22 protein-coding genes are annotated in these 14,057 nt (G+C 46.6%); 16 read left to right on the forward strand and 6 right to left on the reverse strand.

Features of this window, described 5'->3' with window-relative positions:
• Positions 1–88: 88 nt before the first annotated feature.
• Positions 89–397 carry an HNH endonuclease gene (locus HMPREF2909_RS09715; RefSeq protein ID WP_084797167.1) on the reverse strand — a complete coding sequence of 103 codons (309 nt, stop codon included), beginning with the start codon at positions 395–397 and terminating at the stop codon, positions 89–91.
• A 73-nt stretch (positions 398–470) separates the two neighbouring features.
• Here HMPREF2909_RS09715 and HMPREF2909_RS00320 point away from each other — a divergent pair, with 73 nt between their 5' ends.
• Positions 471–653 carry a hypothetical protein gene (locus tag HMPREF2909_RS00320; RefSeq protein ID WP_022857380.1) on the forward strand — a complete coding sequence of 61 codons (183 nt, stop codon included), beginning with the start codon at positions 471–473 and terminating at the stop codon, positions 651–653.
• On the opposite strand, the gene HMPREF2909_RS09590 is transcribed toward HMPREF2909_RS00320, so the two are convergent.
• Both HMPREF2909_RS09590 and HMPREF2909_RS00325 read right to left on the reverse strand, forming a co-directional pair.
• Positions 650–781, reverse strand: coding sequence for a hypothetical protein (locus HMPREF2909_RS09590; RefSeq protein WP_256375672.1), 132 nt, complete (start codon positions 779–781; stop codon positions 650–652). The two genes, HMPREF2909_RS00320 and HMPREF2909_RS09590, sit on opposite strands and share 4 nt — an antisense overlap.
• A gap of 525 nt (positions 782–1,306) precedes the next feature.
• Entirely contained in the window at positions 1,307–1,687 is a 381-nt protein-coding gene (locus tag HMPREF2909_RS00325; RefSeq protein WP_071414798.1) for an ImmA/IrrE family metallo-endopeptidase, read from the reverse strand.
• Between the two features lie 162 nt (positions 1,688–1,849).
• Here HMPREF2909_RS00325 and HMPREF2909_RS00330 point away from each other — a divergent pair, with 162 nt between their 5' ends.
• Complete coding sequence (locus HMPREF2909_RS00330) at positions 1,850–2,611, forward strand: DUF3800 domain-containing protein (RefSeq protein ID WP_049207517.1); 762 nt, start codon at positions 1,850–1,852, stop codon at positions 2,609–2,611.
• Between the two features lie 151 nt (positions 2,612–2,762).
• On the opposite strand, the gene HMPREF2909_RS00335 is transcribed toward HMPREF2909_RS00330, so the two are convergent.
• Positions 2,763–3,206, reverse strand: coding sequence for a hypothetical protein (locus tag HMPREF2909_RS00335; protein ID WP_071414799.1), 444 nt, complete (start codon positions 3,204–3,206; stop codon positions 2,763–2,765).
• Positions 3,207–3,415: 209 nt separating this feature from the next.
• Between HMPREF2909_RS00335 and HMPREF2909_RS00340 the strand changes: the two genes are divergently transcribed.
• The 3 genes from HMPREF2909_RS00340 to HMPREF2909_RS00350 are packed head-to-tail and all read left to right on the forward strand — an operon-like array spanning position 3,416 to position 4,241.
• Positions 3,416–3,661, forward strand: a complete 246-nt coding sequence (locus HMPREF2909_RS00340) for a hypothetical protein (RefSeq protein WP_071414800.1) — start codon at positions 3,416–3,418, stop codon at positions 3,659–3,661.
• Positions 3,662–3,676: 15 nt separating this feature from the next.
• Positions 3,677–3,940: a hypothetical protein gene (locus HMPREF2909_RS00345; RefSeq protein ID WP_071414801.1), complete on the forward strand. Its 264-nt coding sequence runs from the start codon at positions 3,677–3,679 to the stop codon at positions 3,938–3,940.
• Between the two features lie 34 nt (positions 3,941–3,974).
• Positions 3,975–4,241 carry a hypothetical protein gene (locus HMPREF2909_RS00350; RefSeq protein WP_071414802.1) on the forward strand — a complete coding sequence of 89 codons (267 nt, stop codon included), beginning with the start codon at positions 3,975–3,977 and terminating at the stop codon, positions 4,239–4,241.
• Positions 4,242–4,299: 58 nt separating this feature from the next.
• On the opposite strand, the gene HMPREF2909_RS00355 is transcribed toward HMPREF2909_RS00350, so the two are convergent.
• Positions 4,300–4,674: a hypothetical protein gene (locus HMPREF2909_RS00355; RefSeq protein ID WP_148130748.1), complete on the reverse strand. Its 375-nt coding sequence runs from the start codon at positions 4,672–4,674 to the stop codon at positions 4,300–4,302.
• A 39-nt stretch (positions 4,675–4,713) separates the two neighbouring features.
• Here HMPREF2909_RS00355 and HMPREF2909_RS00360 point away from each other — a divergent pair, with 39 nt between their 5' ends.
• From HMPREF2909_RS00360 to HMPREF2909_RS00415, 11 genes are all read left to right on the forward strand, one after another.
• Positions 4,714–5,001, forward strand: a complete 288-nt coding sequence (locus HMPREF2909_RS00360) for a hypothetical protein (protein WP_148130749.1) — start codon at positions 4,714–4,716, stop codon at positions 4,999–5,001.
• Between the two features lie 3 nt (positions 5,002–5,004).
• Positions 5,005–5,265 carry a hypothetical protein gene (locus HMPREF2909_RS00365; protein WP_071414805.1) on the forward strand — a complete coding sequence of 87 codons (261 nt, stop codon included), beginning with the start codon at positions 5,005–5,007 and terminating at the stop codon, positions 5,263–5,265.
• The gene (locus HMPREF2909_RS00370) at positions 5,255–5,446 is read left to right on the forward strand and encodes a helix-turn-helix domain-containing protein (protein ID WP_022857389.1); all 192 of its coding nucleotides are present in this window, start codon (positions 5,255–5,257) and stop codon (positions 5,444–5,446) included. Before HMPREF2909_RS00365 ends, HMPREF2909_RS00370 begins: the two co-directional genes overlap by 11 nt.
• Positions 5,443–5,892 carry a RusA family crossover junction endodeoxyribonuclease gene (locus tag HMPREF2909_RS00375; protein ID WP_168165248.1) on the forward strand — a complete coding sequence of 150 codons (450 nt, stop codon included), beginning with the start codon at positions 5,443–5,445 and terminating at the stop codon, positions 5,890–5,892. Before HMPREF2909_RS00370 ends, HMPREF2909_RS00375 begins: the two co-directional genes overlap by 4 nt.
• Before the next feature lie 214 nt (positions 5,893–6,106).
• Positions 6,107–6,511 (forward strand): hypothetical protein, encoded by a 405-nt coding sequence (locus tag HMPREF2909_RS00380; protein ID WP_071414806.1) that lies wholly within the window; start codon positions 6,107–6,109, stop codon positions 6,509–6,511.
• Between the two features lie 237 nt (positions 6,512–6,748).
• On the forward strand, positions 6,749–7,648 hold the full coding sequence (locus HMPREF2909_RS00390; RefSeq protein WP_148130751.1) for a hypothetical protein: 900 nt from the start codon (positions 6,749–6,751) through the stop codon (positions 7,646–7,648).
• A gap of 39 nt (positions 7,649–7,687) precedes the next feature.
• Entirely contained in the window at positions 7,688–8,464 is a 777-nt protein-coding gene (locus HMPREF2909_RS00395; RefSeq protein WP_148130752.1) for a pentapeptide repeat-containing protein, read from the forward strand.
• Between the two features lie 105 nt (positions 8,465–8,569).
• Complete coding sequence (locus HMPREF2909_RS00400; RefSeq protein WP_071414809.1) at positions 8,570–10,921, forward strand: bifunctional DNA primase/polymerase; 2,352 nt, start codon at positions 8,570–8,572, stop codon at positions 10,919–10,921.
• Positions 10,922–10,931: 10 nt separating this feature from the next.
• Positions 10,932–11,408: a hypothetical protein gene (locus HMPREF2909_RS00405; protein ID WP_071414810.1), complete on the forward strand. Its 477-nt coding sequence runs from the start codon at positions 10,932–10,934 to the stop codon at positions 11,406–11,408.
• A gap of 5 nt (positions 11,409–11,413) precedes the next feature.
• Positions 11,414–12,124 (forward strand): TFIIB-type zinc ribbon-containing protein, encoded by a 711-nt coding sequence (locus HMPREF2909_RS00410; protein ID WP_148130753.1) that lies wholly within the window; start codon positions 11,414–11,416, stop codon positions 12,122–12,124.
• Between the two features lie 34 nt (positions 12,125–12,158).
• Entirely contained in the window at positions 12,159–12,368 is a 210-nt protein-coding gene (locus tag HMPREF2909_RS00415) for a hypothetical protein (RefSeq protein ID WP_071414812.1), read from the forward strand.
• A gap of 54 nt (positions 12,369–12,422) precedes the next feature.
• Here the strand turns inward: HMPREF2909_RS00415 and HMPREF2909_RS00420 are convergent, their stop codons facing one another.
• Positions 12,423–13,697, reverse strand: coding sequence for a tyrosine-type recombinase/integrase (locus HMPREF2909_RS00420; protein WP_168165249.1), 1,275 nt, complete (start codon positions 13,695–13,697; stop codon positions 12,423–12,425).
• Between the last annotated feature and the right edge of the window lie 360 nt (positions 13,698–14,057).

Consider the following 14,057-nt stretch of genomic DNA (forward strand, 5'->3'; position numbering starts at 1 on the left):
CGTCAACTTTTTGAAGCCCCTCCCCTAACTTTTCTACAATTTTGCACGATTTTATGCTGTGGTTTTGTGGTTTTATACTATTTTTTGTTTAAAACCATTGTCGTGTGGGGGTTCCGAGCTCGTTTTTTCCTGCTTTTTTGCCTCTTGACCTGTTGCAGTGGGCGTGCGATGCTCGAATGTTTGTGGGGTCGAGGGTGAGTTCGGGGTATTTTGCTCGTGGTTTGACGTGGTCTGGCTCGTAAGCGTTTGTGTTTTTGCCTGGCTTGTACATGCCGAGTGTGTAGTCGATGGGTAGGTGGCAGATCCAGCAGGGTTCATTGTTGTGGGCATCGCGTTGGTAGCAGGCTTTGCGGAGGTTCTTGCCTTGGCTGCTTGCCCATGGGTCTTTTGCGGGCATGATTGATTGAGCCTTTTTTGAAAAACGGGGTTTTATACTTGAATTGTCTCAATGGTGAGGAGGTGATTCAAGTATGGGACATTTAACGAATATTAAGATTAACGAGGCGGGGTTGAAGCAATTGGAAGATGAGGTGCGTAAGAATTACGCTAAGTCACTTCACAATACTTGCCCTGTTTGTGGCAAACCGTTAGACCAGTCGAATAATCCTGAAGGCACTGTTGCTGTACACATCGAGTGCATGAATCAAGATTAATTTTGGTTAACTTGTTTGGTTTCCTCGTCGTATTCGTCGAGCAAGTGGATGATGTCGGCGAGGAGTTTTCGTACTCGTGTGGTGTCGATGTGGAGTTCGACTACTGCTGGTTTGAGAGTGTTACTCATTTTGTTGTCCTTCTTTGGAATTTGCAAGCACGATTGAAAACTGTTCGGATTTTCCGAATGGTTGAGTTGTCAAATTTATTGTGACAACTGTGGGGCTGCAGGCATGATGGGAACTGTTTCTTTTTTGGAAATAGTTGTTTTTAAAACGTTCTGAATATGAAGAAAACCACTCGCTTATACGAATGGCTACTCTACTAATGTACCTGTTGGACTGGATTTTGTCAAACAGGAGGAGTGAAGAGTTTTTATTGTTCCTCACACCTTTCCTCACATATAGGTGTGAGGTGTGTAAGGGGTTGGAATTATTGGCTTTGAGTGGTGTTATTTTTAATTCCTCACACCTTTTTACTTTCCCCCTCTTTTGATTACATGTATTTTCTGTAAAGTGGTGTGATGGTGTGAGGAATAGTATCTAAGGCTAGCGTTTTCAATGGTTTACGTCCTCACTCCACTGGCGTGAGGACGTGTGAGAGGTGTGATGTGTTTTTGATATTTTTAAAGGTGTCGAATTCGACGCCTTTAGTTTTAGAATCTGCTTGCGAGTATGTGTTGGTAGTCGTCGAGGACTTGCATGGTGATGTTGAGTTCGAGTGCCATGAGTGTGCCATTGCCTTCGTAGAGTTGTTCTACGGTTGCGTATTCGAGTGGGTCTATGAGCCAGTTGGCTGTTTCTCGTATAGTGCGCGCCTCGGCGTGCTTATCGTGGTTGCTGTCGTGGTGTTTGGCGTGGACGAGTTCGTGTGCGAGGGTGCATTTCTTTTGCCGATCGTTGAGTGATTCGTCGAGCAGGATGGTATGTGTGGAGTCGTCGTAGTATCCCATTTCGTCATCGTTGAGTGGGGTTTCTATGATGTTAATTCCTGCGTTTTCGGCTATTTGGTATAGCTGGTTGAGTGTTATGCCCACCGTTTCACCTCCCCCTGTTTTTTGAGGGTGAGCATTTCAGGATGACAGGTAGTGTAGACAATGATTTTTGTATTAGTGAGATTTCTATACTTCTTTGTCTGGACATGTTATTGCGTTGTGATGTTTGATTCCGTGTGCTTATGGTGCTGTATATTAGGCGTTATGTTTGCTTATGTTGATGAATCTCATTCCGCCTCTGGTACGCCGAAGGGTGGGGATATTTATTATATTGGTGCTTTACTTGTTGATGATTCTCAGGTGCGGTTCATTGATACGAAGCTTTCAGAGTTGAGAGATAGTGTTCATCAACGTTTTGGCGTACCTTCTGATGTTGAGTTTCATGGTCATTGCATGTTTCAGTACAAGGATGGCTGGGAGTGTATGCGTGGGAAGCATACGCAGTCTGCTGGTATTTATCGTGCTGCTATGCGTATTCTTGCTGAGTCTGGCGCGCGAGTTGTTATCCGCGGTGTTCATGTTTCGGGTTTGAAGGAGCGTTATGGTTTGTGGGCTCATAGTCCGCATTCTGTTGCTTTGCAGTATTGTTTGGAGCGTGTGAATTTTATAGGCGAGAGTGAATCTGTCGATATTGCGGTGGTTGCTGATAAGGTTTCTGATCCTGCTGCACAGGAGGGGCGTATTCGTTTGTATCAGTCTCAAGGTAATACTGAGGGGTATTATAATTCGAATCTTTCTCATATTCGCGTGCCGTTTTATTGGGAGGATTCGAGGGACTATTTTTGTTTGCAGATGATTGATATGGCTTTGTTTATTGTTGCGCGTGCGGCTACTGTTGATTATTTTAGACCTTTGAGGAGGTCTGATCGTGTCGTGGTGAAGATTGCTGATATTGTTCGTCCTTGTTTGCGTAATTCTGCCGTTTATTATCCAATGTTGCGTAGGACGGTTGAGCATTTCTTTTGATATGCTAAGAGGCCACCTGGCGGTGACCTCTTGCGGGACAGCAATTCATATCCGTGGGATATGACTTGTCGTGTATTAATAGTATATCAGATTTATCCACAAAATGTGGATAAGTTTTATTTTTCAGTGTTCTTGTGGCGTGTCAGTGTGGTTATGCTCCGTAGTTGTCTAGTTCTTGCTCGGCATGCTTGTTTTTGTCGTGGTGTGCTGCGAGTTGTATTTCGCTTGTGTTTGGGGTGGTATCGTCGTTGATATCGTAGAGTGTTTCTTCTTTGAAATCGGTGACAGAGAAATGAGCAGAAGAGGCTTTGATTTTATCGTGTTGTTTGGCGGCTTGGTATCGTTGATCTGTGTCGAATGCTCGCCAGAATGCGAATATGTCTTTGTATCCGAGGAATGGTGATAGTTCTACGAGATCGTCTAGCGTGAACTGCGCTTTACCGTTTAATCGTAGATATGCATATGAGTTTGCATGTTTAATACGGTCTGCTACATCTTGTGTTGTGAAGCCTAATTCTTGGACGCGCTTCTTGACGAATGCGGATAGCTGTTGAACGAGTTCACTTTGTTCATGTAATTCATCGTTTCTTGCCATGAATGTAAGTATATCTCAATCGAGAACGTTAAAAAGTCTTGCAACACGCCCATTCTCTCGTACGAGTTTGCTTTCTGTTTCAAAATGACTAGTATATTCATTGTTTATTCTCGTACGAGAGTATACAAAGGAAGTTTGAAAATTGAAAAGTGTTTTAAGTTCTTTTTTATTTATCCATTTATTCTCGTGTGAGAAAAAGGAGGTGTTTTATGACTTCTCGAGAAGATATCAATGCTGTGATTCGCGGAGAGCTTGCCGCTCAACGCTTAAGTCAAACCGATTTAGCTTCGTATTTAGGCTTTGAAAATCGACGTTCTGTTGTTGCACGTCTCGCTGGCGAATGCGATTGGAAGGTTTCTGAGCTTGAAAAGACTGCAGAGTTTTTGCATTTAGTCAACGTTAGTCAATTGTTTGCTCTTGCTGCTGAGCGTGAAAAGCGTGCAAACAAAAGGTAGAGAGGAAAACACGTTATGTCTAGATATGTTTTGAAGTCTGATAGAGGTGTGGAAGCAATCCAATACGATAGTGGTCTTGTATTCGATGAGTATCCTGACTGGCTTATAAAAGCAATGAGAGATAAACGAGTACAAGTACGCGAGGACGGCACTATACGCATTATTGGCAACAATCTATACACTATCGAACCTACAGACTTCATCATCTACAATCCACGCACACAGCGAATACACGTTCTCCCTGAATACCAATTCAAAGAACGATACGAACAAATCTGATATTGCGGCATTGCAGTAAGAAAGTGAGTGACTGATGTTTGTGAATGCGTGTCTTATTCTCCAGGGTATTGCGATTATTCTGCTTGCTGTGGGGAATGTGCGTTTGCAGGATCGTGTGACGGTTCTAGAGCAGGCAAGAGACTATTCCACTGTTCTTTCGGCTTCTTCCAATATCCGACAGGCAGACGATAGTGCAGATGAGCATGCTGTAGAAGCTGATTCAGTAGATGAATCAGTTTCGAGCATGAGTACCATCTCCATACTGAGTTTTCCAGGAGGGGATGTGATCCGTAAGTATTGAGATTGAATGTGTTGATGGTGTATTTCCAACCCCATGCTACTGGTTTGCGTCGTATTGGCTATGATTTTAAGCATTGAATAATGATGGTGATTTCGTCGTTTTCGTGTTGAACGATTGTAGCTTCGAGGGTTTCACCGTTTTCTACTGACATCATGTTTGCTGTGAGTTTATCGTTTTCACGTGCCGACTGTCGTATTCCGTTGATCATGATGACCATTTGCGGTGCATAGATTTTCATGTCTGTTAATGCTTGCGCGGTTATATGTAATGTTCGTGTACGGGTCTCAGTACTAATGTCTTTCAATCGATATGCGACGCTGATTCCTTCTGCTGGTTGCATTCCTTCAGTTCTGATTATTTGCCAGAAGGCGAGTACGACGCTGAGCATGCTGAAGATGAGTGTGAGCCAGTCGACCATGTTCAAATTATTCATTCTATTTATTCTACTTTTATTTTTTTAAGGAGTTTTATTGTGGCTGTTTTTATGTGTAAGCCGCGTACTGTTGACGCAGTCAAATACAAGGGTGATTTTGAGTTTGATAGTTACCCTGACTGGTTGTTGGATTTGATGCGCACGGGGCGCATCCGCCACGTTGGCGCGCATTCTATCCAGATTGATAATTCTGTGAGCTCCGTGTGCCAGGCTGAACCGTTTGATTATGTTTTGCATAATCTTTCGACTGGTGAGAATAGTACGGCGACGAAGCGGATTCTTCAACGTGATTACATGCCTGTTGTTGTGGGTAAGGGAGAGGAGTAAATCGTGTTTGTTGATACTCTTCAGGCTCGTAAAGAGTTACAAGCTGAACGTTTCGCACACATGGAGGCTCTTGTTGGTCTTATCACGTGTGGTGTAATGAGCTTGGGTTCGTTCTTTTATCTCATGTTGACGAATGCTAATGATCATCCGTTGAATAGTATCTTCGCTTTCATCGTATACATATGCGCAACGTTTACGCCCATCATGCTTGTAGTGGTGTTGCTTGATTCGCGTGAGAGTAAGGAGTCTTCTGATGGTGAGTGAGCGTTGTTTTCGTGAACCGTTGATGGTGTCTACTCCTGAAGCTGCTGAATTATTGCATTGCGATACGCGTACTGTTCGGGGGCTTATCCGTCAAGGGAAGCTTCGTGCAAAGAATGTTGGACGGACTTTTCGTGTGAATTATTCATCGTTGAAGAAGTTTGCGATGGAGGATACGTTGTGACGGTTCGTGAGTTTACTGTTGCGGGTGAGCCGAGGCCGAAGAAACGTCCAAAAGTATTTCACGGCAGGGGTGTGAACCCGAAAGAGAATGTAGTGAACGAGCGGGCTATTCGTGACGCGTATCTTGCAGAGTTTCCGGATGCTGTCCCGTTTTCGGGTGGTGTGAAGATTCTCATGACATTCTATCTGGGTGATTTTAGGCGTGTGGATGTAGATAATCTGGCGAAGCTTGTGCAGGATGCTTTGAATAGTGTCGCGTTTGTTGATGACTCGCAGATTACGCGTCTGGTGGCTAGTAAGGTTCACCCGTCTCGCATGGTGCCAGGGCGGAATGGTCGTCTTCGCTATCGTCGTGCTGGTGACGTGTTGACCCACCCGGATACTGGTGAGCCTTATGATCCACACACGGAGGTTGTCCTCATCAGTGATGATGGTGAGGAGGCGTAACGTGTCTTATTTGACTCGTTGGTGTTTGCCGAAATGTCGCACGTGTGGGGCTTTGGCTCCTGCGTGTGACGTGGAGACGGCTTTACAGGTTATAGAGGAACATAAGCGGAATATGCCTAAGCATATGAAGCGTGTGTTTTATGTTCCTACTCCCCCGCCTAGCTTGCCTTTCTAACATTTTTCATTTTTTCATTTTTATTTTTAGAGGTTTGTTATGACTACTCAAACAAAACATAAGCTTGTCGACGTTCCACTCATAGAGGATGAGCCTGTGGATGTTGATGAGCGTAGTAAGCAGAATCTTCTGATTTTGCAGGCGAAGCGTCTTGTTGACTTGCAGGATGCTATCCAGTCTATGGAGTTGGAAGCTGAGCAGATTAAGCAGCAGATTCTTGACACTCATGAGCCTGGAACGTATCCGGCTGACGGGGTGAAAGTTATCGTGAAGGCTGGTGTGCGTCGTTTGGATTCTGCGAAGTTGCAGCATGATTATCCTGCTGCTGAGCATCCTGACTTGTATAAGGTTGCGTTGGATTCGAAGGCTGTGAAAGCTCATTTCAGTCCGCTCCAGTTGGAGGATTATCAGACTGTTGGCGCTAGGTCGGTGGTGGTTAAATGAGAGCCCAGCTCAACACTGGCTTGTTTGACTTCATTCGCACTCAGCCCGACCTTGTCAGGTTTGTTCATTTGGCTCGATTGAATAGATTGGACTTAGAGAAACATCCTCAATATGTTGCTTTGGATGAGTGTGTGCTGCGTGCCAGGGTTGAGGATAAGCGTGAACGTGACCGTGTAAAGAAACATCAACTAGTCCAACAATATCGGCGCGAACAAGCCGTGAATGGTGGTGGCGTGTATGTCTGATGATGTTCTCGCCGTGTTGAACGGTCAAAACAGTAAATATGATGATACGCCTACCGTTGCTTCTACCGAGCCGGTTTTGACCGTTTGGCCGCCGATTCGGCAGATTATCGAAAACAGTATTGTGAATGCTCCACGCTCATTACAGAAACGTATCGGGCCGAGTGAGCTTGGTACAGATTGCGTGCACTGTTTAGCTGCGAAACTGGCGGGCTGGCAACGGTCGCAGGGCGTTGCATGGTTGCCGTTTATTGGCACGTGTGTGCATGAGCATTTCGAACACTATTTCACTGAACTATCTAAGACGGTGGGGTCGCCCTTTGAAAACAGGTTCGAGACAGAGAAACGTGTTACTGTTGGCCGGCTTCAGGGGTTGTCTGACGGTTATGACGTCTCCGGCTCGATTGATTTGTGGGATAAGAGTGAACATGCGACGGTTGATTGGAAGATTGTCGGCTCGACAACATTACGTTCTGCTCGCGTGCATTCGCCATCGCAACAGTATCAGGTGCAAGCGTCCTTGTATGGGCTTGGCCTGGTGGCTGAGGGTGAGACGGTTGAACGTAGCTGCGTATTCTATCTTCCTCGCGCGTCGATGAGTTTGAATGATGCTTTTATTTGGGAGCATGAGTTCCAACCTGAGCTTGGACAGTGGGCGTTGCAGCGAGCCCAACTACTGGTCATACTGTTGGACACGATTGAGATAGATAGTGGCGTGGCTGTGCGTGACGCGTGGATTAGTATGCTGCCACGCTCTGAATCTCACTGTTTTGACTGTTCCACATGGCCAGACAGTGGCTTGGCTCAAGAGTTCAATTCAAACAATGTGAGTGTGCCTGAACAGTATGAGGGTTTTATTGATTTGATTCCTTCTACTGCTCCCATGCTCGCATAGTTTTCATTTTTTCATTTTCCAATATTTTTTAAGGAGTTTATGATGGTTTTTGGTCAGACTAATACTGGGTTTAATAACACTGGTTTTAACAGTAATGGTTTTGGTAATTCTGGTGTGCAGCAGGCTGCCGCACCGGCTACAGGCTTAGCATCTCTTGGCTCGCTGATTCAGGGCGGTGGCGCAAAAGCGTTTTTCACTGCTGATAGTAAGCCTGGCGACATGGTTGAGGGTGAGATTGTTAGTGTTGAAGTGTCACAGATGCGTGATTTTCAGACTAAGATGCCTGCAACATGGCAGGACGGTCAGGCAAAACAGCAGATTCATATTGTGTTACAGACGTCTCTTCCGCCTATTGATGATGAGGATGATGGTCGTCGTTCCCTTTGGATTAAGGGTTGGGGTGTTCAGTTGAAGGCTTTGCGTGAGGCTTGCCGTCAGGCCGGTGTGAAGGAGCCTTCTAAGGGTGATGTGTTTGCTGCTCGTTTTGCTGGGTATGGTGATCGTGGTAATGCTCCTCAGCCTCCTAAGATGTATGAGTATCGTGTTATTCCTCAGTCGCAGGCTGCAGTGTCTGGTTTACTGGACGAGCCTGTAGCGTCTCAGCAGCAGGCAATGCCGCAGCAGGCGCAGCAGCCAGTTCAGCAGGCTCCAGTACAGGCGCCACAGGCTCCTGCTATTAGTGCTAGCCAAGTGCAGTCCATGTTGAATATGGGTAAAACTGTGCAGGATATTGCCGGATTCCTTGGAGTGACTGCCGCCCAGGTGGAGGCTGTGTTGCCTCCGACCATGGGGCAAGACGGTAACCCAGTATTCTAAATAAATTCTTGGGGTAGAGGCTCTTTTTTTCTTTTCTTCCACCTCTACCCCACCCCTTTTCTAATCTTTTTACCTTATTTTTTTATTCTTTTTTAGGAGTGTATCGTGCGACAGGCTGATACTAGTTACACTTTTAGTCGGATTCCAGATGGTCCGCAAAATGTTGAACGTGTATACAATAATGTGCGCGTTCTCTCCGACCTTGATGACATTCTCACTACTGATTTTAGTTTTACTGACCGTATCGGGCAAACAATCGCTATACCAACAACCGCGTCTAAACGTTCCATCAAACCTATTGCTGCGGAAGGTTACTGCAAGGCTGTGTGGGATTTTAAGAACGGTGACATGCTTTTGGGTGAGGACGGTAAGACTTTATATGTGCGTGATGTTGACCGTAGTGGGGCGAACATGCGTCTTGATTCGTGGCATGCAATCAGCAATCTAGAAAACGAGTACCATGTTCCAGGGCGTGACGCGTATTCGCCATGGAATGACCAGTTGCGTGTGGAGTGTGCGAAAAAGACTGAGCGTGTGCGTCATGGTGTGAAGTTTACTGATCGTGCGTTCATTCGTTTCAACGGTCAGATGGCTGACATTGACTCTTCTTCGCCATATTTTAGTGAACCGTTTGAGGTGACGTTGGATGTGCGGTTTGATGATGGTCTTGCCGGTCAGGCAGTCCAATTCCTTCGCGATGTGACTGTTGACGATAAGAGTGGAATGAACTTGTGCCGCATGTTCGCTACCCCACTCTTGGAACCATACAAGCATTTAACATACGTTCTTTATGGTGATGGTGGTAATGGCAAGGGTATTTTGTTGAACACGTTGGCTGCATCGTTGCCTGGCCTGACGGCGTCGGTGGATTCGCAGAAGATTCTTGGCGGCAGGCGTGGTAGTGGTGGTTTTGATACTCAGCAGGAGATGGGTAAGCTTATTGGCGCTTTGTGGGCGTTTGATGAGGATGCGGACACTATCAGTTTGGAACAGTTGACCGCTCTGAAGAAAATTTCGACGGGCGACAGTGTGACTGCGCGCCGTATTCAAGAGAATGCAGTATCGTTTGCTCCTCGCTGCACGTTTATCGTCGCGACGAACAATCCTGTTATTACAACCATGTCGAATGCTATTGCTCGCCGTTTCGTGTACGTGCGTATGAAGGACGGTAGGAAGCCGTCCGAGTTTGCGAGCTTGTTGGATTTTCGACGCCAGTATGGTGTCGCCCCATTTTTGATGGCATCATGCTTGACATGGTTGCAGCATGGTGATGACCCGTATTATGACGTTTCTGTGGGTTCCGCGTCGGACTTGTCGGAGGCTGAACAGTGGCTTGTCGATATGATTTGCGAGCAGGGTTATGCGATTAGTCGCGATAACCCTTATAGTGAGTCGGCTCGTGAACATAAGAGCAGTATCAGTAAACTCGGACTTAAAAGCGGATATAGATGGAAGGATAACTCTTCCATCCGTGTGCTTGTTGTTGCTGACGAACGCCGATTCCACCCATACCGTGAAGCTTGGGAGAAAGACCAAGAACAGCTCGAAGAAGCATCGAAACCACTCCCCGTCCCTGAGCCTATCGAAAACAGTGAACCAGTCAGCCTTGCAGAGCTTGATTTCCATGCGGATTATGTTCCCGCACGCCCTGACAAGAGCGCGCTCAACTGGAAGAAACAAGCAGAGAACTCGAATATTGATACAAGCGTGGTTCCTGACAGTGCTGCGTATGCTGTTGTGCCGAAACCTGGATTCATGGTCATCGACATGGACAAAGCACACGGTGAAGATGAGCAGGATGGGTGGGAGTCCTTGCAATACTCTGTTGGTCAATACGGTAGCGAAGAGTTTCCAAAAACATACCTTGTAAAAACACCATCTGGAGGTGTGCACGCGTACTATCGAATGCCTGACGGTTTATCCGGCCACATACTCAACAAGGTCCACGCAGGTGGGGCAAACATTGATCTGCGCGTGGACGGTTTAGGCTATGTGGTTGGTGCAGGCTCGCATACGAATGGTGGAAACTATCAGCTCGTTGACTTACCTGACGGTGACAGTGTACCAGTATTGTCGAATGGGTTAATACGTTGGCTTGACCGTGCCGGATGCATTATCCGCGAACAGACAAGCGCACCATCTACTGTTTTATCTTCACCCGCGCAAACAGCCCCTACGCAACCGTCTCCTGGAGTGTTAACGCCTTTAGAGCGTCTGCTGAGTAGCGCGTATGGTGATAATCATTCGTCGAACGGTGAGCCACCTATCGATATGACAGTCATACCGAAAGGGCAGCGTAACCGTACCTTGTTCGAATGGTTATATGGTCGTGCAGCGAACCATCCTGAAAATATTGAGCAAATTACGCGTGACTTTTACGAACGTGGACGCTTATCAGGTTTACCTGACAAGGAATTGGACACGATTTTTAAAAGCGTAATGAGTCGCATCAACTAGATGGACACTCATGATGGACAATTCAACGCACAATAGTGAGCCTGCCTTGTTTGGGGAGGACAATATTATCCTCCCCCACTGGGCAGAACAGCTTATTGATAATCACGCGCTTCATATGCGTAAAATCTCATGCCCATTCTGCAGTGAGCCGATACTCGTAGACGAGTGCAAACCCATATACGAGTACTACAGTATTAGCCTCATCCACGGGGTGGATGATCTTATGCTTGCAATCGTTTTGAATAAGGGTCTTACACGTGTGGCATGGAATGAGAGTTTACGTCAGGCGAGTTTGAAAACCGTAATGGTCGTGAATGATATTGAAGAGTTTTATTTGCAATGGCATGAGTGTGGCAAAACGCCCGTCGGTAGTATGCCAGACGATTACGCGTTCCCTACTTCTACTCGTATTCCAGTGAGTGACTGGTATGAGGGTGCGGAGCCAACTGAGACGGAAATTCAAGATTTTACAGAAGCATGGAGTTAAAAAATATGGATAATAGTTTTCTTAACGATGAGGAAAAACAGCAGTTTGCGAGACAGTTGGCGGGTTGGAGTATGCTTCTTGAGCTTCGTATGCTTGCTGATAAGCAGGCAAAACTTGACACTCCTGCCATGCGTTCAGGTAACAAAGCAAACGCGCCAACACCAATCAATTTCAACCTGGACGAATTGTACGAGCAGTGCAGCCTCCTGCTGTCCAACATGGCTACACTGTGCACAGTGCATCACGACAGCCAATGGGAGAATAATCTGCTTTATTTACAGTCGCATGTTGACGGGCTTGTCGTTAAAGACGGGTTCCCGCCATTGTATGCGCGGTTTATTCTTTTGAACGCGAAACTGTGTAAGGCGCTCGCACGGCCAGAAGACCGCGTACTAGCAGGGAAATGTGTGAAATGTGGGCGCGAAGTCTACGCTGCAAAACACGATTTGGAAACGCACTGTGAGTATTGTGGCATGCTCAATGATTTAACCACTCTGCGCGCAGAATTAAAAAATCAGCGCGAACAATTACTCAAGAATCGCAGCTTGTATGGTAGTTTGAAACAGTTGACGCAGATTGTAAACATGGTGAACGAGACAAGTTTCACAGCTAGCCATGTGCGTCAGCTTATCCGCAACCGGACGATTCGTGGATTGAAGATTGGTGGCCAGTATTGGAGTGTGGATTCGGACACGATACGACTCGACCGTGAATAGTGCCCGCGTATACTATGTTGTAGGAGGCGTTAATATGCGTGTAGGTTTAAGAAAGCCAAGCTTGAAGAAGAGTTTAAAAGCTCGCACGACCGGTAGGGCGAAACGAGCATTGAAGAAAGCGGTTAACCCGCTTTACGGGCGTAAGGGTATGGGGTTTATTCGTAATCCTAAGCGCAGTATTAAAAATAGGATTTATAAGCGTACAACGTTTAGTATTTGGGACATACTCAAAAAATTAAAATAATACATGATGAGGGGCTAGTACCGTGAAAAGTGCTAGCCCCTACCTTTTATAAGCCTATAGGAGTAATGACAGCAACTCTACTTGCCTATCCTGCGGTAACGCTGCAATAATACGAGCCTGCCGTTCCTTATCAAGACTCTTCAACACATCCACCTGCGCACTAACAGACAGATTACCAAGCACACCGATAAGAAGGTCAGTAACACTAGTTTTTGCCACCTCTAACGGTTCCACTTCACTACTACTGATACTTGCTTGCATTTGACTATCAAGCCGTTCAGCGGTACGCTCACGCTGCTCCCTACTGATATTCTGATAGACGGTTACGGTTTTAATATCCGCATGCCCCGCAATCTCCATCAACTCCGCAAGACTTGCCCCTGCCTCACCGTAATGAGTGAGGGCCGTGTGTCTCAGGTCGTGGAAATGCATTCCTTCAAGGCGCGGCACGTGTTTCAACGCTTTATACCAGTTTGCACGCAACTGTTGAGGGGCGAGCACACTGCGTGTGCGTGGCGCCTTAATAATAAGCGCATCCTCGCCAGGTGCCACATATTTTATAAGGTGTTCTTCCAGCGTGTCAGTAAGCCACGCGGGTATAGGAACTTTCCGTACACTGTTCACGCTTTTCGGCTCTCCCACGATAAGCTTTCGAGCCTTACCCACCTCGTTCACCTGTTTTACTGCTTTATCTACGTTCACGCGCATTTTTTCAAGGTCGATGTCCTTGCGCGTTAGAGCGCAAATCTCGCCTTCGCGTAGCCCGCACACGCCACCAAGGTAAATACTCACGGCTAAATATGGTGGCATATGATTGGCGAGCATGTCTAGCTCTTTGTAGCTTGCGACGATGCTTTCGTGTTTAGTGCGCGGTCGTGCGGGTTGTATCGTGCACGGTGTGGAGGGTATGAGTGTGCGTCCTGTCTCGTCCAACCGTGTGGTGGCTGCGTGGCGGAATATGGAGCGTAGGAGCTTGTATGTGTTGAATCGTTGTACTGCTCCGTTGCCTGCCGCGTCTACGCCGAAGTTATCCCACCACGCGTGAATATCTTTCTCTGTGATGGTGCGTATGTCTTTATCACCGAGCGTGGGGTAAATGTACCTGTCGAGCCATTCTCGATGTTTTGCGATCGTTGTCGGTGCGAGCGGACTGCCGTCTGGCTTGCGATGTTCGTTCACATATTTTTCAGCGTATTCACGAAGCGTTATCGCATCTTTGAGGAGGTCTTTGCGGTTAAGGCGTACCGGTGGCGTCCATATGCCTTGTTTGATTGCTTGCTCGTTTTCATACAACCATACTTCGAGTTCTGGACGGTATTCGGGTTGCATTGTTTTTGTGTAGCGTTTTTTGAGGTTGGGGTATTTGGCGAGTAGTTCGAGTGGTGGCTGGTAGGAGGCTTCTAGGTATGCTTTGCCGCGTTTTGTTATTGGGCGTATGTATCCGAATCTGCGCATTGTTTCTCCTTGTCAGATAGGGGAACATTTGTGGTTGTTTTGTTCCCCTTATCTCGTCCCCTATGTGACAAGCTATTTTATGCTCTTCTATGTACCTTCATGTACTTCACTTCTTTGTGGATAGTATCCGTGTGAGCGTTGATATTATGCGGAAAACGGCAAGAAAAAAGGGTTTTCAGAAAAATCTGAAAACCCTAAAAGCGGAGACGAGGAGATTCGACAAATACTATTCCA

The sequence above is a fragment of the Alloscardovia sp. HMSC034E08 genome (genome assembly GCF_001813415.1).
Taxonomy (GTDB): domain Bacteria; phylum Actinomycetota; class Actinomycetes; order Actinomycetales; family Bifidobacteriaceae; genus Alloscardovia; species Alloscardovia omnicolens.